Origin of the sequence: Xanthomonas sp. Leaf148, from assembly GCF_001423585.1 — a bacterium.
Classification (GTDB): Bacteria; Pseudomonadota; Gammaproteobacteria; order Xanthomonadales; family Xanthomonadaceae; genus Xanthomonas.
The window spans coordinates 19021-36068 of record NZ_LMOP01000011.1 but is presented as its reverse complement, the minus strand read 5'-3'; the positions used below and the strand labels follow the sequence as shown (position 1 = coordinate 36068).

Below are 17048 nucleotides of genomic sequence, written 5' to 3'. Positions count from 1 at the left end.
CGTCTCGACTGATGCCTGAAGTGAACAGTGGAAGTCGCCGCGTTTACTTCCTAATTCCCAACTGCATCACGCAACGAAGTTGTTGAGACGATTTGCCGGGTTTGCTGCGTGCCGGTCTCCAAAGATTGACATGCCAGGGGCGCATCCAGCTGGGTGCTGTAGATGTGGTGCTTCCCACGCATACGCAAGAGGTCATCGAACGCAATCGATCATCTGCCGCTTGGCGTTATGCACAGGTGCCGTTGCGAATATTCATTCAAGGGGCAAGTGGCGGCAGCGCTAACAGTCGCTGCCGAGGCCTTGCATCACACACCAAGGAGTGATCGAAATGAAAAGTAAATCCAGCTATCGCTGTGCGCTTGCGACAGGTGGCCTCACACTGGCCGTGGCCGCATTGTGCATGGACGCTGCCGTTGCAGCACCAGTCACCGGGACGGACAAGGTCACACTGACCCATGTCTTCGCCACGCTGCAGAGCGGGCAGGAAGACAAGAAGCCGGAAGACATTGCCGCATGTCGTAAGCAGGTTGCGGCGCCGAGTTCCAAGTATCTGGGGATGGTGGTCACCACCACGTATTCCATCGATGCGCAGTCCCTGATCATGACCGCCTCGTCGTCGCTTCCCTCGCCCGTCGTGACACAGCCGCTGATGCTGACGGTGCCGCTGTCCCCGTTGGGGTTGTCTGGCGAATATGCCTTCGGCGCGTTTCGCCCGAGCGCGTTGCCCAATACCTATGTGCTGTTTTCGATCGGGCTGAATTTCAAGGGCCCCAAGTCATCGGTGCTCGTTCTCAACAGCGACAAGCCCTATAACTGCCTGGTCACCAGCGATCCGGCGCCGTTCAATGGAAAACTGGGCACCCAGCTGGGCAAAGACCAGGGGCGCTGATCTGCGCGACGTGCGAATTGCCGCCGAACGCGCTGACTAAGGGCAGCTAAAAAACCTACTGTGCTCACCGCCAGGCGGGCGCGGCCGGTGCTCGGAAGCGGCATGTACCACCCGTACATTCCGGTTCTGAGCGCGCCGTCCACACCCACCTGACGACTGCTCGCTACGTTGTGTTAGCCGCTCTAAATGGTCGGCGCGTTCGGTTGCGGTGTGCTGGCGATGGGCAACGCTGCCGCGGTTTTCGGTGAGCGTTTCTGGAGCACAGCGGGATTGCCTGCCGACATGTGTGGCAGACACAGATCCACGCATTACCGATACGGCCCCGGCCCGCGCCAGACCGGCTCGCCCTGGCGGTAGACCTCCATCATGTTGATGACCTCGCGGGCGTCGCCGATGTTCTTCAATTCCGGCGAATCCGGCGGCAGCAGGCGGCATTTGCTGGAGCCGCGTTTGAGCGCGACATCCAGCGGGCAGACCATGCGTTGCTGGGTGCCGGGCAGGATGATGGCGATCTCCTGCATGCCCTGTTCCTTCCACGCGCGCAGCTGGGTTTCGCTACGCACGTCGTAATAGACCTGGAAACCGCCGATATCCATGCTGGGCTGGGCGTTGCTGCGGTCGCGGCGGCGGCCTTCGCTGATGGTGGGCGTGTTGGCGCTGCCGTCTTCGGCGGCATCGGCGGGTTCGTCGAGCATGCCCGGTGGGCGGCCGGTCCAGGTTTCGGGGCGGCGCTGCGGCGGCGATGACGGTTCGGCTGGCGGTTGCGGCGGGGTGGGGCGCTGCACCGGGCGTGCACGGCGCTGCTCGGCCAGGCTGCCGCGGCGGGTGTTGCCCTGCGGCGGCACCGGGTTCTTGGCGTTCTGGACCAGCGTGGATTGCAGCGGTGAGGCGGCCGGCGGCGGCTGCACCGGCGCAGGCGTCTGCGAGGGCGGTGTGGGCGTCGGGGAGGGGGTGGGTTGCTGCGGCTGATCGGTGTCGCCGACAAAGTCCACCTTGGTGCGGCCACCGCTGGCCGAGCCTTGCGGCGGGGTCATGCTGGGGGTGGAGGCGGACAGCAGGATCAGCAGCATCAGCACATGCAGCAGCGCGCTGATCAGCGCGGCGATCCACGGCTCGATGCGTTCGATCAGCGGCTCGCTGCGGGGCAGCCAGTCGCTGGGGTCCAGATGGACGTGCAGCAGTTGCAGCGCGTCGTCGCGCACGCGGTAAACCAGCACGTAGGGCGTGTGCTTGACCACCCACTCGCGGGTACCGGGCACGCGGCCGGCGTGGCCACGCCCGGGCTGCTCGGCCAGGGTGCGGGTGGCGTCCAGCACATGCCGCGCCATCGCCGCGGCAATGGTCGGGTTGAGCGCGTGGTAATGATCCTGGGCGTGGGCGAGCTGCTTGGCGGCCGGGACGGTCCAGTCACGCCGCAACATCAACGCCCCATCTGGCGAACAGTGCGGTGACCTGGGCCGGTGCGGTGATGGCGCCCTGGTCGGCTGCGGCAATCCCGTCCAGCACCGCGGCCTGGAAGCTGGCCGCCCCCACGACGCGCACCACGTCCTGCCAGTCTGCCGTGTCGGGCAGCGTATCGATCAACGTCTGGGCGTGGTGCTTGATGGCGGACATGGCACTGCGGTGGGGGAGTACTGCCGGCAAGTCTACCGCCGCGGCCTTGATCCGCGTGTGGCAATGGCTGGCGTGCGCGTGTGCGGCGTTCACCGGAGGCGATGGCACCGGCGATCGGGAGAGCGACGCACCCAGGAGCCGGCCGCCGTGAAATACGCCGCCGGCCGCAGAAAGTGACACTTGGCACCTTGTTTGCGGTACCGGCGGGTTTCATCCTGCAGCCGTCACTGCACCCACACAGGATTGGTCATGCCCGCTGCTGCCATCGCACCGTTTACCCCGTACCTGTCGATGGCGGCCATCGCCTTCATTTACTACCGGCGCATCCGCCGCAGCTTCGGTCGCCAGCAGTGGAAGCCGGTGGGCACTGCGGTGCGTGCGGCGGTGCTGGTCATCGCCGCCGCCGCACTGGCGTTTGCGGTCTACGGATTACCGCAGGTGCGGCTGGGCGTTGCGCTGGGAACGGCGGCCGGCATCGGGCTGGGCGCGTTGTCGCTGCGTTACACGCATGCCGAATGGGTGGACGGCCACGGCTGGTACACACCCAATCCATGGATCGGCGGTGCGTTGATGCTGGTGCTGCTGGGCCGGCTGGCCTGGCGCTGGGGCGCCGGTGCTTTCAGCGAGGGTGCTGCCGCTGCCGGGTCGCAGGCCAGCCCGCTGACCCTGGGCATTGCCGCCGCACTGGTGCTGTATTCGCTGGTGCACGTGGGCGGGGTGTGGTGGCGCCTGCGCCAGCTGCGGTTGCAGGCAGCGGCTTCCGCAGTGATGTGAGCGGGTGCGGTGCGCGGCGTCGGTGACGCCGCATCACACCTGCGAACGGAACGGGAACACCAGTTTTTCGCCCAGCTTCTGCCGCAGCGGCCGCGCCCGCCAGCGTTCCAGCGTGTACTGCTCGGCGCGTTGCAGGTCGCGATCGAATACCTCGGTCATGCGTGCAGCCAGCGTGGCGTCGTAGACATTCAGGCTGGCCTCGTCGTTGAGGCGGAACGAGCGGATGTCGAAGTTAGTTGAGCCCACCGACACCAGCAGGGTGTCGATGATCAGCAGTTTGGTGTGCAGCATGGTGGGCCGGTATTCGTGGATTTCGATGCCGGCCTGTAGCAGCGGCTCCCAGCTGGCCTTGGACGCCAGCCGCACCGACACCGCATCGATATGTTTGCCCGGCAGCAGCACGCGGATCTTGACGCCACGGCTGCGCGCCTCCAGCAGCGAGCGGGTGATCAGCGCATCCGGCACGAAGTACGCCGCGGCCAGATCGATGGACGTGCGTGCCGCGGCAATGGCGATCAGATACATCAGGTGCATGCTCTCGCTGCCGCCGGCCGGCGAGGCCACGAACAGCTGCGCATCGCTGTCGCCGGCTGGCGCCAGCTGCGGGTAGTACTCGGCGCCGTTGAGCACGCGGCCGGTGGTCTTGATCCAGTTGTCGTTGAAGGCGGCCTGCACCTGCGCCACCACCGGGCCTTCGATGCGGTAATGCGAGTCGCGCCAATGCTCCGGGTCCTGCGCATCGCCCATCCATTGATCGGCCACGCCCACACCGCCGGTAAAGCCGATCCGGCCATCGATCACCAGCAACTTGCGATGGGTGCGGTTGTTGACGCGGTGAAGGTTGTACCAGGTGAGGGGACGGTAACGGTGCACTTCCACGCCGGCATCGGTCATCTCTTCGACCAGCGACGGGTCCATCTTCAAACTGCCGCCCCAGTCGATGGTGACGCGCACCTTGACGCCGGCCCGCGCGCGCTCGGACAGCGCCTCGCTGAACTCGCGGCCGATCTCGCCCGACCAGTAGATGTAGGTTTCGAAGGTGATCGTGTGCTGCGCTGCGCGGATGGCGGCCAGCATCGCCGGAAAGATCTCGTGGCCGTTCTGCAGCACCTGGATCTTGTTGCCGGGCAGGATCGCTGGCCCCAGCAACACCGACATCTCGCGTTTGAACTGCGGGTCCGAAACGTCGTAGCAATGGCTCGGAATATGCTCGAGCTTCTTCTCAGGTGTGGCGAAGTTGAGCAGCAGCAGCCCCACCAGCAAGGTGATGACGACGGTGGCCACGATGATCCATGTCATGCATCCAACTCCGATTCCCCTGCCACTGCGGCCACAAGCGGCCGGCATTCTGCCAAGGCGCGCGGCATGGGGGTTGTGAAGGCAGGCGCGTGCGCTGCGCTGCCAGGCACTGCCGTGATGCCGTGCCACATACCGCTGCGCGTGGCGGCAGTTGCCGGCGTGCGTGCGTCAGCTCGCCTGGGTCAGAAACGCCACCGGTACCGCGTCGATGAGCCACACACCATTGTCGGCTTCAAAAAACTGCAGGCCCTGGTCATGCATCTGCCCGGCCTGGACGATCAGCAAGACCGGCGTGCCATAGCGGGCGCCCACGTGCATGGCGGTCTGCGGATCGGCGGACAGATGCACATGGTGGCGTTGGCCCGGGCGCAGGCCTTCGCGCAGGATCGCGTCGAGAAACCGCGTGGCGGTGCCGTGGTACAGCAGCGTCGGCGGTGTCTTTGCCACGTGCGCAAGCGCCACGCTCGCCGTCGAATGACCCTGCACTGCACGGATGCGCAGGCCGTCGGCAGACAGCGCAAAGCGCTGCTTGTCGCTGCTGGAGACCACCGTGCCGATCAGCTCCGCATCCAGCGCCTTGCCGTGGGCATTGGCTGCCGCAATCAACGCGTCGATGTCTGCCCAGCCGTCGCGATCCAGCGTCAGCCCGATGGATTCCGGTGCATGCCGCAAGACGTAGCTGAGAAATTTACTGGTCTCGGTGTGATGCTTGCTCATGGTGATTGCGCTGGACGATCCGTGTGCCCTGGACGCTGGAGTTTACAGGTGGGGATAGAGGCGGCTGCCTGAGCGCCGGGCAGGTGCGTCTGGTGCGGCGGTTATGCAGTGCGTCCGTTTCTCGTGCGGCGTCCGCGCGTCTTCTGGCCAGTCGCTGCGTGTCATGAAGTGCTCGCCGCTTTGCGACGAAGCTGCAGACGCATCGATCGCGAGCTACAGCTTGCACCGCCATCTATCTGCGTCGCAGTGTGGGCGATCGGCCTCTACAGGCGCCCGCAACGCGCGCACTGCGCGGCAGCGAACGCGATCCCATGCAGTACTATCGTCCGCGCCATGGTCAAGCCAGCCGCCACCATCCGCTTCAAGGCGGCGCTGCTGCAACCGGCAGCGCCGGCCGATGCCACATGGCTGTTTCTGCAGCTGCCCGCGACGGCAAGCAACAAGCTGCCGTCGCGCAGCATGGTGACCATTGCGGGCACGTTTGCTGGGCATCCAGTGCAGGCGACGTTGCAGCCGGACGGGCAGGGTGGGCATTGGCTCAAGGTGGATCGCGCGCTGCAGCGCGCTGCAGGGGTCGCCGCTGGCGAGACGGTGGCGCTGGACATCGCGCCGGTTGCCGAAGAACCCGAGCCGGTGCTGCCGGACGATCTGCATGCCGCGCTGGCCGCGCACCCAAACGCGCGGGCCACCTGGGACGTCATCACCGCAGTGGCGCGGCGCGACTGGATCTTTTGGATCACCTCGGGCAAGAAGGCCGACACGCGGATCAAGCGCATTGCCACTACCTGCGACATGCTCGCCTCCGGCAAGCGGCGTGCGTGCTGTTTCGACCGGTCGGGGATGTACAGCAAATCGCTTGCGGCGCCAACGCCGAAAGCAGACTGAAGCGCTAAGACGACATCCAGTGCACGTCGGTGTGGAAGGACACAAGTGCACGCTCCGCGTTGGCTGCCGCCCGCTCGCAAACCGGACGGACTAGCCGCTTCCACGGCGGCTGCCTATGCGCCGAAATGCTTACATGCGTCACACAAGTGCGCACCTATACTCCCAGGCTGCCCCACCGAAGAGGTTCTGACCGCATGAGCGCACCCCCCTCGTCTCCGATCGCCGCCGGTTCTGGCGCAGCACCCGGTAGCCTTCGCCGCTCGGTGTCCAATACGCTCAAGGGATCGGCCGGCAACCTGGTCGAGTGGTACGACGTCTACGTCTACTCGGTATTTGCCACCTATTTCGAATCGCAGTTTTTTTCCAAGGAAGACAAGAACGCCACGATGTTCGTGTGGGCGATCTTTGCGATGACGTTTTTGATGCGGCCGATCGGTGCTTGGTACTTCGGTCGCTTTGCCGACCGCTACGGCCGGCGGTTGGCGTTGACGATCTCGGTGTCGATGATGGCGCTGTGCTCGTTCGTGATCGCGGTAACGCCGACGGTGGCCACCATCGGTATTGCCGCGCCGATCATCCTGTTGTTGGCGCGCCTGGTGCAGGGCTTTGCGACCGGTGGCGAATACGGCACCAGCGCGACCTACATGTCGGAGGCGGCGATTCCGGGCCGACGCGGGTTCTTGTCGTCGTTCCATTACGTCACCCTGGTGGGCGGGCACGTGCTGGCGCAGACCACCTTGCTGGTGATGCTGCACTTCTTCGATGCCTCGCAAGTGTCCGAATGGGGCTGGCGTGTGGCGTTCGGCCTGGGCGGTATCGGTGCGCTGGTGGTGTTCTGGTTGCGTCAGACCATGGACGAATCGCTGAGCTCTGAATCCATCGCCGATTCGCGCACCGGCAAGGCCAAAGCATCCGGCTCGATGCGCGAGCTGTTCGTCAATCAGTGGCGTCCGCTGTTGCTGTGCTTCTTGATCACTGCCGGTGGCACCATCGCGTTCTACACCTATTCGGTGACCGGCCCGAAGATGATCCAGACCGCGTTCGCCGGTGGCGACGTGATGGCCGGCACCATCATCAACCTGGTTGCGCTGACGGTGCTGATGCTGATGCAGCCGGTGGGCGGTTGGCTGTCGGATATCGTGGGGCGCAAGACCTTGCTGGTGTTCTTCGGCATCGGCGGCGTGCTGTACACCTGGTTCCTGGTGACCGAGCTACCCAAGCAGACCGACTGGTTGACCGCGTTTGCGATCCTCACCGTGGGCTTTGTGATCCTGACCGGCTACACCTCGATCAATGCGGTGGTGAAGGCGGAATTGTTCCCCACCCATGTGCGTGCGCTGGGCGTTGGCCTGGGCTATGCACTGGCGAACTCCGCGTTTGGTGGCACCGCGCCGCTGTTGTATCAGGCCTCGTTGAAGACCGGTCACGTGAGCGAGTTTGTGATCTACGCAACCGCGGTGATCGCGGTGTCGTTGGTGGTGTACATGTTCTTCCTGACCAACAAGGGCAGCAACTGGCTGGATGACGAAGCGGCGATGCGTCAGCGCAAGCGGTGATGTGTTGATGCAACCTCAAGCTTGATAGCTAGCTCCCTTCTCCCTTCGGGAGAAGGTGCCCGAAGGGCGGATGAGGGGCGCCTCAGGCGACTAGCATGCCAGCCATGGTGAACGCGTCGCCACGCGTCGCCAAGGTGAAGCATCGATATTGCGGTCGTGCATTGGGACACCCCAACCCCAACCCGCGCTCCGGCCCGCGCCAGCAGCGCGGGCGCTCCAAGGCACGCGCGCCAGTGGCGCGCAGGCAGTGCCTTATCGCCCCGCAGGGAGAGGGGCTAAATCAGGCTTCTGGTGTCTGGCATTTGCGTCCTTCTGTGCCATCTCGGCAAACACGCTGTAACGCAGCCCGATCAACCCCAGCAACGCGTCATCGCGATGCGTTCCCGCCGGCACCTTGCCCACGCGCGCCAGCGAGGCATCCAGACGCGTACGTAGGGCATCCGGTGCAGGCAACGGACGCTTGTGCGCGATCTGTTGCCGGTAGTGCGCAGCGACGTCGGCCAGGATGGTATCCACCGCGTCCACGCTCGATGGCGGCAAGCCGTGCCGCGCGCTGCGCAGCTGCAGGATGTTCAAGCCCAGGCGTACTTCGCTGAGCATATCCATCGATGCCAGGTCGCTGCCTTCCGGCGCCAAGGCCAACCTGGGCGCTAGCAAGCCGAGCAGATCCAGCATGCGTGCGGCGAACTGGTGGCGGTCCTGCGCACCATGGCCATCGGCGGCGTCGGCCAGCGTGCGCCAACCCTGGCGGACCAGGCGACGCGCGCTCCATTCGGCGCCGACCGAGCGGAACACCTTTGTGAGCACCACCGCAAATCCGATCCCCAGCACCATCGCCACGGCAGCGTTGACGAAGCTCTGGATGTTGGCGTTGTAGGTGTTCTGCAGGCTGAGCAGGGCGGTGAGATTCACCACCAGCGGCAGCGCGATCAACATGCTCTTGGGCCGATGCAGCAACGCGCCGATGGGCAGAAACACCGCCGCCAACAGCAGCACCAACATCGGGAAGTCGTGGATCGCAGGGAAGATGCCGAACAGGTAAATACCTGCGACCACGCTGGCGACCACCGCCCAGGTCAGAAACGACACCATGCTGGGTGCGGGGTCGTCCTGCGCTGCAAAGAACGCGGCCGTGACCGCAGCCATCATCGCGCCGTTGCCACCGCCCTCCCAACCGATGCCGATCCACAACACGCAGTACGCCAGCAGCGCAAAGCCAGCGCTGAGCGCGGAAAACGCCGCCATGCCGAAGTCGATGTGGCGCGCGCTGCTGGCAGGGACGCCTGCATCGGCGGTCTGGGGCCGCGATATGCCGAGGCGTTGCAGCAGCGAGGGTCGCAGGCGCGAACGCACACCGGCATCGCCTTGCGCAGCGTCCATCGATTCGGCTGTTGCAGGCTGTCTTGCCGCCGGCAGCGCGGTGCCCCGCACCAGCGCCTGTTCCAGCGCGCGGCAGTCTTGCCAGAGGTCGAGCAATTCTTCCAGGCGCAGCAGCAAGCTCGCCAGCAGCAGATGCTCGATGTCCTGATCGACTACCGGGCGCAGCGCGGCGATGCGTGCGCGCAACGCGTCGACATCGGCATCGCTGCCTGCGTCCTCGCGCTGATCCACCCAACCGGCGACGTCATCCAACAGCGCCTTGAGTGCGGGCGGCTGTGCAGACCCATCGCGCTGCAATGCATCCAGCCGATCGGCGATCGACGACAGCACCGGCAGCAGCATCAGCATGCGCGCGCGCAGTTGCTCCATCGCCGGCGCCGCACTGGCATGCCGCGGGTCGTCGTGACGGACGAAGGCGATCAAGGCCTCGAACTGCACCAGGTCTGCCGCCAGCCGGTTACGCGGCGTGTGCGAGTCGCCACGCTGCAGCACTTGCCGGCACCATTGCGCGGCGTCCTGCATCCAGTTGCCGATGCGTGCGGTGACCATCGGCCGCACCGAAGCGGGGAACACCAGCGAGGCGAACAGCACCGCCATCACCGTGCCCAATACGATCTCTTCGCTGCGCGCCACCACGGTGTCGAAGATGCCTTCCGGCGCAGTCACCGCAGGAAAGCCGATAAACGCGGTGGTGTAGCCGGCCAGCAAAAACGCATAGCCGCGCGGGCCGCGATTGAGTAGCGCCAGAAACAGGCAGGCCGACAACCACAACGCCATCGCCGCGCTCAGCAATAGCGGCGTTTCGACCAGATTCGGCAGCATCACCAAGGTGGCCGCGCCGGCCAGCACGGTGCCGAGCACGCGGTACACGCCCTTGGCGCGGGTAGGGCCGAGCAGTGGTTGCGAGACGATATAGACGGTGGCCATCGCCCAATACGGCCGCGACAGATTGCCGGCCAGCGCCACGTACAACGCGGCGATCGAGGCGGCAAAGGTCTTGACCGAAAACAGCCAGGCTTGGCGATCGCGCAGCAGTGCGTTCATGGCGCGGCAGTGGCAGCGGTGGCGTCGCTAAGTGCGTCCGTGTTCCAACCGCCGCCCAGCGCCAGAAACAGCTGGAGTTGATCCTGCGACACCTGCGCCTGCGCAGTGGCCAGGGTCATGTCGGCGGTGGCCAAGGTGCGCTCGGCATCCAGGCTGGACAGATACGGGGTGCGCCCGCCTTGATATAGCCGGCGGTTTTGCGCCGACGCCAGTTCGGCCTGTTGCTGCGCCTGTTCCAGCAGATGCAGGCGGTCCAGATCCTGTGCGTAGCGCGAGAGTGTGGTCTGCACCTCGCGCAGTGCCTGCAGCACGGTGTTGTCGAACTGCGCCAGCGCGGCATCGGCGCCGGCTTCGGTGGCGCGCACGCGGGCACGCGCACCGCTGGACGGCAGCGTCCAGGAAATCAGCGGGCCAAACGACCAGGCATGCGTGGCCGGCTCACCGAAATCCGCCAGCAGGCCGGTGGCGCCGATCGAACCGCCCAGGCGGATATCCGGATACAGCTCGGCGGTGGCCACGCCGATACGCGCAGTGGCCGCGGCCAGCCGCCGCTCGGCCTGGCGCACGTCCGGGCGACGGGCGAGCAAGCTGCGGCCATCGCCAATCGGGATGGGTTGCTGCAAGGCCGGCGCATGCGCGCAGCGGTCGACACCGGCAGGCACTTCGCCGGGCGTTTTGCCGAGTAAAGCGGCCAGTTGATAGCCGGCTGCCTGGCGGCGCGCGCGCAGCGGCGGCAGGGCGGCTTGCAGCATCGCCACCTGCGCGGTGGCGCGGGCCAGATCCGGAGGGGTGCCGCGTCCGGCGGCGATCAGGCGTTGGGTGATCTCGCGGCTGCGCTGCTGCAACTGCAGCGAATGCTCGGCCACCTGCAGTTCGTGGTTGGCGTGGCAGATCTCCACATAACTGCCGGCGACCTGCGCGGCCACGTTGACACGGGCCAGATCGATCGCGGCCTGCGCCACCTGCGTATCGGCGTGCGCAGCCTCGGCGCCGCGTTGCAGCTTGCCGAACAGGTCGAACTGGTACGACACGCCAAACTTGCCATCGGCCAGGTTGAACACCGGCAGCTTTTCTTCCTGCAGGAAGGCTTCGGCCGACACCTGCGCGCGGCTGACGCCGGCTTCCACCTCGTAATCGAAGCCGCCGGCATCCATGGCCTGTTCGTAGACCGCTGCGGCACGGCGCAGGTTGGCGCTGGCCACTTTCAACGCGACGTTGTCGTGCAGCGCCTGTTCGACCAGGCCATCGAGCATCGGGTCCTGATACAGCGCCCACCAGCGTGCCGGCAGCGGCGCGCCGGGCTGCACCTGGTCGTTGCCGGTGTCCAGAAACGCGGCATTGGCGGCCGGCCGCTGGTAGGCGGATTGGTCCGGCAGCGCGTAATTGGGGCCGACCGTGCTGCACGCGGCCAGCACGGTGACGGCTGCGCTCAGAGCGAGCAGACGCAGACGGTTCATGGCGCGGCCTTTGCCTGCACACGTGCAGGCGCCCCAGCGGATGGCGACGGCGCGGCATCGGGCAGGATCGTCACCGTGGCGGTGCGCCCGGCAATCAGCTGCACGTGCGTAGGCACCTGATCCAGCGCAATGCGCACCGGGATGCGCTGCGCCAGCCGCACCCAATCGAACGCCGGGGTGACATTGGGCAGCGCGCCGGCGCTACCGCTGCGGTAGCGGTCTTCGATGCCGGCAGCGATGCTTTGCACATGCCCGTGCAGGGTCACTGGCTCGCCCATCAGGCGCACGTCCACGCGCTGGCCGGCATGCACGCCATGCAGGCGGGTTTCTTCGAAATAGCCATCGACGCGGAACGAGCCGGTATCCAGCACCGCCACCACCGGGCGCCCGGCGCTGACGTAATCGCCCACGCGCACGGTGCGGTCGCTGACATGGCCATCGGCCGGGCTGCGCACCTGCGTGCGGTCCAGATTGAGCTGGGCCAGATCCACCGCCGACTGCGCGGTGGCTACGGCGGCCTGCGCCTTTTGCACATTCGAACGGCGCACCTCGGCATCTTCAGCCGCCACCAGGTCCTGCAGGCTGCGGTCGCGCGCAATCTCGCGGCGCAACTGGCTCAGCGTGGCCTGGCGCTCGGCCAGCGCGGCTTGCGCCTGTTCCAGCGCAATCGCATAGCGCGCGCGGTCCACCACAAACAGCAGCTGGCCGCGCGTGACCGCCTGGTTGTCGTCCACCGCCACCGATTCCACCAGCCCGGACACATCCGGCGCCACCTGCACCACATCGGCGCCTACGTGCGCATCGCGCGTCCACGGCGCGTCCATGTAGTACCGCCACAACTGCTGCAGCACCAGCGCGGCCACCACCACCATTGCCAGGGTCAGCAGCGCCGGCCCCGCGGTCTTGATCAACTTTTTCACGATTGCATCCAACGGGTAAGGAAAAACAGGCCGCCCAACAGCGCGATGTACAGCGCCAGGTTGAACAGCGCCGGGTGCCAGACATGGCGATACGCACCGGCGCGGGTCAGCAGCGCGCCGATGGCGCTGTTGAGCAGGTAGGCCAGCGTCATCAACGCCAGCAAGGTGGGAACGAACACACCGTAAAGACTGAATTCGCCGTACATCGGGCACATCCTGGGAAAGGGAAAAAACCACGCCCGGCGCAGCGCAGCACGCGCGCCAGGGCCTGCGGAACGTCACAACCGGCGTCGCAGGACGACGCCTGACAGCTGACTCAGTCGGGCTGACTCAGCCGCGCATGCGCCTGCGCGATCTGCTCCCACAGCGTCAGCACCGTCTGCACCTGCGCTTCGCTGAGCGCGCCGAAGACCTCGGCGCGCAGCGCATCCAGGCGGATCTCGATGCGCCCGACCAACGCATGGCCTGCGTCGGTGAGCCACAGCTGGTTGGCGCGGCGGTCGCTGCTGTCTGCCTCGCGGCGCACCAGCGCCTGTGTGCAGAGCTTGTCGAGCAGGCGCACCAGCGAAGGGCCTTCCATACCCAGCTGCTGTGCCAGCGCCACCTGCCGGATACCGCCGCCGGAGCGTCCGATCATCAGCAGCGGCCCGGTGCAGGCGCTGGACAGGCCGAATTCGGCAAAGGCCTGGTCGGCCAGCCGCTGCCACTGGCGGGCGGCGACCAACAGGCCGGAGCTGAGCTGGGCGCGGGGAGAGAGAGTGCTAAGCGTCATAATAGTTAGGATGCTATCAATTCAACAATGAATCAATAGTCACTGAACCCGGCCCAGCGGCCACAACCGCCACTGGGGCCGCCGGCCCGTCCTCGGGTACCATGCTCGCCCCCTTTGGGTGCACCTGCGCATGAGCCAGTCCGACCAGCCCGATTCCTCCGTTACCCAGGCCCAAGCCGAAGATGCCGTGCGCACCCTGCTGCGCTGGGCCGGCGAAGATCCGGCCCGCGAAGGCCTGTTGGATACCCCGCGCCGTGTCGCCGAAGCCTATGGCGACTGGTTCAGCGGCTACCGCGAAGAGCCGCGCGAATACCTGGAACGCACCTTCGAGGAAGTCGCCGGCTACGACGAACTGATCGTGCTGCGCGACATTTCCTACGAAAGCCATTGCGAGCACCACATGGCGCCGATCATCGGCAAGGTGCACGTCGGCTACCTGCCCAGCGGCAAGGTGGTGGGCATCAGCAAGCTGGCCCGCGTGGTGGAAAGCTACGCGCGCCGCTTCCAGGTGCAGGAAAAGATGACCGCGCAGATCGCCCAGTGCATCCAGGACGTGCTGCAACCGCGCGGCGTCGGCGTGGTGGTCGAAGGCTCGCACGAGTGCATGACCACCCGCGGCATCCACAAGCGCGGCGTCAGCATGGTCACTTCCAAGATGCTGGGCAGCTTCCGCGAAGACGCGCGCACTCGCGCCGAATTCCTGCAGTTCCTCGAAGTAGGCGGCAAGCGTTGAGGCAGCCCCTGCAGTCGCCATGAAGCACCAGGCACGGATTGCCGGCTACCGCCAGTTGCGCGACCAGCCGGCGTGGAAATTGCTCGCCGCCGATCACGCCCCGGAGCTGATCGGCCTGCTGCAGACCCTGTTGCTGGACGGCGAGCGCCGGCTGCCGTCGGCGGTGCTGCATGCGCGCCTGCAGCATCAGCTGGATGCATTGCGCGGCGATGAACTCTCGCGCGAGTTGCCGCGCACCGCGCAGGCGTATCTGGCGCATTGGCTCTCGCAGGGTTGGCTGGAACGGCGCCTGCCCGAAGGCGCGGCCGAAGAGGACTACGAACTCTCGCGTGCGGCCACCCAGGCCATTCGCTTCATCGCGAGCCTGCGCGAGAGCGGCAGCAGCGCCACCGAAAGCCGGTTGTCGCTGGTGATCGAGCAACTGGTACAACTGGCCGGCCAGACCGAGGCCGACCCGGCAACGCGCCTGGCTGCGCTGCGCGAAGAACGCGACCGCATCGATGCCGAGATCGAGCGCGTAGCGGCCGGCCGGGTTGCGGCACTGGACGGTAAGCGCGCGCTGGAGCGCACCCGCGACCTGATCCATCTGGCCGACGAACTGGCCGAAGACTTCCACCGCGTGCGCGATGACTTCGAGCAGCTCAACCGCCAGTTCCGCGAGCGCATCATCGATGACGAAGGTGCGCGCGGCGATGTGCTGGAGCAGTTGTTCAGCGGCGTGGACGTGATTGCCGACAGCGAGGCCGGGCGCACCTTCGAGGCGTTCTGGAGCCTGCTCAACGACACCCAGCAGAGCAGCCAGCTGGACAACGCGCTGGACGCGCTGCTCGCACGCGGCTTCGCACGCAAGCTGGACCGCCGCGAACGCGCTTTCCTGCGTGGGCTCACCGGCACGCTGCTGGAGCGCGGCGGCGAGGTGCACACGGTGATGCAGCACTTCGCGCGTAGCCTGCGCGGGTTTGTGCAGAGTCGCGGCTATCTGGAACAGCGCCGCCTCAATCAATTGCTCAAGCAGGCGCAGGGCGAAGCCCTGCAGCTGCGCGACAGCCTGCACGCCACCGCCGCCACCGGCTACACGCAGGCGCTGAGCGCCAGCCGCCTGCGCTCGCTGTCGCAGTGGCGGCTGCACGATCCACGGCTCACCCAGGTCGATGGCCGCGTGTATGCCGCAGACGCGGCAGAGATCTCGCTGGACAGCGTGGGCGACCTGGTCGCGCAATCGGAGATCGATCTGCGCACCCTGCGCAACGATCTGTACGTGCTGCTTGGGCAACAGCCGCGGCTCACCATTGGCGATGCCTTGCAGCAACGCCCGGCCGCGCAGGGGCTTGGCAGCGTGATCGGCTATCTGTCGCTGGGCACGCGCCATGGCGTGGTGATCGACGGCCACATGGAAATGGTGCAATGGGAAGGCGGCGACGGCATCTTGCGGCGCGCGCGCATTCCCTTGGTGTGGTTTACCCGGGAGAAACGCAATGAACTGGTCTGAGCAGGCCCCGCTGGATGCGGACGACGACAACGACGACGCCCGCGATGCCGCATTGACGCTGCCGGCGAGCGATGCCGCCAACGCCGCGTCGGGTGGCGCACTGTTCCTGGGCGACACCGGCACGCTGCCGTTCGATGCACGCCGTGCGCTGTGTCAGCTGTTGGCCGGTCCCAGCATCGACGCGCAACGGCACGGCAGCTTGTGGCCGGCGCTGCTGCGCAACGAAGCGGCAGTGCGCCAGGTGTTGTGCGAGCTCTTTCTGCAACTGGTGCTGGACCGCGAAGGCGGGGTGGCGTTCACCCGTCAGGCCGACACCGCCGAACTGGAATCGCCCAGCTTGCTGCGCAGCGCGCCGCTGACCTTCATCGAGTCGGTGCTGCTGCTGTTCCTGCGCCAGCAACTGGCCGAGGCCGATACGCGCGGCGAACGCGCGGTGGTGGACGAGACGCAGCTGGTGGAGGCGTTGTCGGTGTACGAAAAGAACGTGTCCACCGACAAGGCCGGGTTCACGCGGCGGGTGATGACGGCGATCGGCAAGATGCGCGACAACCAGTTGCTGTCGCGGTTGCGCGGCAGCGAGGAGCGTTACGAGGTGTCGCCGGTGTTGAAGTTGTTGTTCTCGGCGGAGGATGTGCAGGCGTTGGTGGTGGCGTATCGGGAGTTGCGAGAGGGGGAGGTTGCGTTGGAGTGATGCCGTTTGCGCCTGGGACGCCATCTCCCTTCTCCCTCTGGGAGAAGGTGCCCGAAGGGCGGATGAGGGTGCGGTGTCAGGCGGTGTGTGGTGTTGTGCGGGTTGTTTCTGCACCTGGGATGGCATCTCCCTTCTCCCATTGTTTCTGCACCTGTGACGGCATCTCCCTTCTCCCATCGGGAGAAGGTGCCCGAAGGGCGGATGAGGGTGCGGTGCCAGGTGGTGTGTGGTGTTGTGCGGATTGATTGATGTTTGGCTGTGAGCGGGTAGGGCAAGAGCTTTCACGCCCTTGCGGGCGCGAGTCACTTTTTCTTTGCTTGTGCAAAGAAAAAGTAACCAAAAAGAAAGCACACCCCGTCCTCGCCGCTGCGGTATGGGGCCCCGAATGCAAACTGCGCAAGCAACGGCAACGGCAACGGCAACGGCAACGGCAACGGCAACAACAACAACAACAACAACAGCAACAACAACAGCAACAACAACAACAACAGCAACAACAGCAACAACAGCAACAACAACAACAACAGCAACAACAACAGCAACAGCAACAGCAACAACAACAGCAACAACAACAGCAACAACAACAGCAACAACAACAGCAACAGCAACAGCAACAGCAACAGCAACAGCAACAACAACAGCAACAAGTGGGGCATGTACTAGCAACACAATGCTGAAAGCAGCAAAGCAGCAAAGCAGCAAAGCAGCAAAGCAGCAAAGCAGCAAAGCAGCAAAGCAGCAAAGCAGTAACGAAAAAACGAAGAAACGAAGAAACGAAGAAGGAGCGATGGGCGCGCGATCGGGCGATGTTGAAAAGGTGAGTAGTGC

16 protein-coding genes, 1 other RNA gene and 1 pseudogene are annotated in these 17048 nt (G+C 65.7%); 9 read left to right on the top strand and 9 right to left on the bottom strand.

What is annotated here, in order from left to right; all coding sequences use genetic code 11:
- Positions 1–400 precede the first annotated feature (400 nt).
- A complete protein-coding gene (locus ASF90_RS15970; RefSeq protein ID WP_055852410.1) occupies positions 401–889 on the top strand; it encodes a hypothetical protein in 489 nt (162 codons plus the stop codon).
- 102 nt (positions 890–991) lie between these two features.
- Positions 992–1068: non-coding RNA, sX9 sRNA (locus ASF90_RS22635), on the top strand.
- Positions 1069–1197: 129 nt separating this feature from the next.
- Here ASF90_RS22635 and ASF90_RS15965 read toward each other — a convergent pair.
- A complete protein-coding gene (locus tag ASF90_RS15965) occupies positions 1198–2310 on the bottom strand; it encodes a type II toxin-antitoxin system RelE/ParE family toxin (RefSeq protein WP_055852409.1) in 1113 nt (370 codons plus the stop codon).
- Positions 2297–2503, bottom strand: coding sequence for a hypothetical protein (locus ASF90_RS15960; protein ID WP_055852407.1), 207 nt, complete (start codon positions 2501–2503; stop codon positions 2297–2299). The genes ASF90_RS15965 and ASF90_RS15960 overlap by 14 nt, the downstream gene beginning before the upstream one ends.
- A 249-nt stretch (positions 2504–2752) precedes the next feature.
- Between ASF90_RS15960 and ASF90_RS15955 the strand changes: the two genes are divergently transcribed.
- Positions 2753–3277: a hypothetical protein gene (locus tag ASF90_RS15955; protein WP_055852405.1), complete on the top strand. Its 525-nt coding sequence runs from the start codon at positions 2753–2755 to the stop codon at positions 3275–3277.
- A gap of 33 nt (positions 3278–3310) precedes the next feature.
- Here ASF90_RS15955 and ASF90_RS15950 read toward each other — a convergent pair whose 3' ends face one another.
- Complete coding sequence (locus tag ASF90_RS15950) at positions 3311–4576, bottom strand: phospholipase D-like domain-containing protein (RefSeq protein WP_055852402.1); 1266 nt, start codon at positions 4574–4576, stop codon at positions 3311–3313.
- Between the two features lie 168 nt (positions 4577–4744).
- A complete protein-coding gene (locus tag ASF90_RS15945; RefSeq protein WP_055852398.1) occupies positions 4745–5293 on the bottom strand; it encodes an RNA 2'-phosphotransferase in 549 nt (182 codons plus the stop codon).
- 333 nt (positions 5294–5626) lie between these two features.
- On the opposite strand from ASF90_RS15945, the gene ASF90_RS15940 reads away from it, so the two are divergent.
- Positions 5627–6178: a YdeI/OmpD-associated family protein gene (locus ASF90_RS15940; RefSeq protein WP_055852394.1), complete on the top strand. Its 552-nt coding sequence runs from the start codon at positions 5627–5629 to the stop codon at positions 6176–6178.
- 194 nt (positions 6179–6372) lie between these two features.
- A complete protein-coding gene (locus tag ASF90_RS15935; protein WP_055852391.1) occupies positions 6373–7734 on the top strand; it encodes an MFS transporter in 1362 nt (453 codons plus the stop codon).
- 252 nt (positions 7735–7986) lie between these two features.
- On the opposite strand, the gene ASF90_RS15930 is transcribed toward ASF90_RS15935, so the two are convergent.
- The 5 genes from ASF90_RS15930 to ASF90_RS15910 form a co-directional block, all read right to left on the bottom strand.
- The gene (locus ASF90_RS15930; RefSeq protein ID WP_055852388.1) at positions 7987–10158 is read right to left on the bottom strand and encodes an FUSC family protein; all 2172 of its coding nucleotides are present in this window, start codon (positions 10156–10158) and stop codon (positions 7987–7989) included.
- Positions 10155–11615, bottom strand: a complete 1461-nt coding sequence (locus ASF90_RS15925; RefSeq protein WP_055852385.1) for an efflux transporter outer membrane subunit — start codon at positions 11613–11615, stop codon at positions 10155–10157. Before ASF90_RS15925 ends, ASF90_RS15930 begins: the two co-directional genes overlap by 4 nt.
- Entirely contained in the window at positions 11612–12535 is a 924-nt protein-coding gene (locus ASF90_RS15920; protein WP_055852382.1) for an efflux RND transporter periplasmic adaptor subunit, read from the bottom strand. The genes ASF90_RS15925 and ASF90_RS15920 overlap by 4 nt, the downstream gene beginning before the upstream one ends.
- Entirely contained in the window at positions 12532–12750 is a 219-nt protein-coding gene (locus tag ASF90_RS15915) for a DUF1656 domain-containing protein (RefSeq protein ID WP_074052590.1), read from the bottom strand. Before ASF90_RS15915 ends, ASF90_RS15920 begins: the two co-directional genes overlap by 4 nt.
- A gap of 101 nt (positions 12751–12851) precedes the next feature.
- Positions 12852–13307: a MarR family winged helix-turn-helix transcriptional regulator gene (locus ASF90_RS15910; protein WP_055852379.1), complete on the bottom strand. Its 456-nt coding sequence runs from the start codon at positions 13305–13307 to the stop codon at positions 12852–12854.
- A 130-nt stretch (positions 13308–13437) separates the two neighbouring features.
- Between ASF90_RS15910 and folE the strand changes: the two genes are divergently transcribed.
- The 4 genes and pseudogenes from folE to ASF90_RS24300 form a co-directional block, all read left to right on the top strand.
- Positions 13438–14040 carry a GTP cyclohydrolase I FolE gene (gene folE, locus ASF90_RS15905; protein WP_055852376.1) on the top strand — a complete coding sequence of 201 codons (603 nt, stop codon included), beginning with the start codon at positions 13438–13440 and terminating at the stop codon, positions 14038–14040.
- Between the two features lie 19 nt (positions 14041–14059).
- Positions 14060–15529 carry a DUF3375 domain-containing protein gene (locus ASF90_RS15900; protein WP_055852372.1) on the top strand — a complete coding sequence of 490 codons (1470 nt, stop codon included), beginning with the start codon at positions 14060–14062 and terminating at the stop codon, positions 15527–15529.
- Entirely contained in the window at positions 15516–16220 is a 705-nt protein-coding gene (locus ASF90_RS15895; protein ID WP_055852368.1) for a DUF4194 domain-containing protein, read from the top strand. Before ASF90_RS15900 ends, ASF90_RS15895 begins: the two co-directional genes overlap by 14 nt.
- A 528-nt stretch (positions 16221–16748) precedes the next feature.
- Positions 16749–16970: pseudogene (locus ASF90_RS24300) on the top strand (hypothetical protein); the annotation flags it as partial.
- Between the last annotated feature and the right edge of the window lie 78 nt (positions 16971–17048).

Coding starts and splice junctions, on each gene's coding strand:
- ASF90_RS15930 (WP_055852388.1), bottom strand. CDS start 10,158: ATGAACGCACTGCTGCGCGATCGCCAAGCCTGGCTGTTTTCGGTCAAG.
- ASF90_RS15910 (WP_055852379.1), bottom strand. CDS start 13,307: ATGACGCTTAGCACTCTCTCTCCCCGCGCCCAGCTCAGCTCCGGCCTG.
- ASF90_RS15935 (WP_055852391.1), top strand. CDS start 6,373: ATGAGCGCACCCCCCTCGTCTCCGATCGCCGCCGGTTCTGGCGCAGCA.
- ASF90_RS15940 (WP_055852394.1), top strand. CDS start 5,627: ATGGTCAAGCCAGCCGCCACCATCCGCTTCAAGGCGGCGCTGCTGCAA.
- folE (WP_055852376.1), top strand. CDS start 13,438: ATGAGCCAGTCCGACCAGCCCGATTCCTCCGTTACCCAGGCCCAAGCC.
- ASF90_RS15960 (WP_055852407.1), bottom strand. CDS start 2,503: ATGTCCGCCATCAAGCACCACGCCCAGACGTTGATCGATACGCTGCCC.
- ASF90_RS15955 (WP_055852405.1), top strand. CDS start 2,753: ATGCCCGCTGCTGCCATCGCACCGTTTACCCCGTACCTGTCGATGGCG.
- ASF90_RS15945 (WP_055852398.1), bottom strand. CDS start 5,293: ATGAGCAAGCATCACACCGAGACCAGTAAATTTCTCAGCTACGTCTTG.
- ASF90_RS15900 (WP_055852372.1), top strand. CDS start 14,060: ATGAAGCACCAGGCACGGATTGCCGGCTACCGCCAGTTGCGCGACCAG.
- ASF90_RS15915 (WP_074052590.1), bottom strand. CDS start 12,750: ATGTGCCCGATGTACGGCGAATTCAGTCTTTACGGTGTGTTCGTTCCC.
- ASF90_RS15965 (WP_055852409.1), bottom strand. CDS start 2,310: ATGTTGCGGCGTGACTGGACCGTCCCGGCCGCCAAGCAGCTCGCCCAC.
- ASF90_RS15925 (WP_055852385.1), bottom strand. CDS start 11,615: ATGAACCGTCTGCGTCTGCTCGCTCTGAGCGCAGCCGTCACCGTGCTG.
- ASF90_RS15970 (WP_055852410.1), top strand. CDS start 401: ATGGACGCTGCCGTTGCAGCACCAGTCACCGGGACGGACAAGGTCACA.
- ASF90_RS15950 (WP_055852402.1), bottom strand. CDS start 4,576: ATGACATGGATCATCGTGGCCACCGTCGTCATCACCTTGCTGGTGGGG.
- ASF90_RS15895 (WP_055852368.1), top strand. CDS start 15,516: ATGAACTGGTCTGAGCAGGCCCCGCTGGATGCGGACGACGACAACGAC.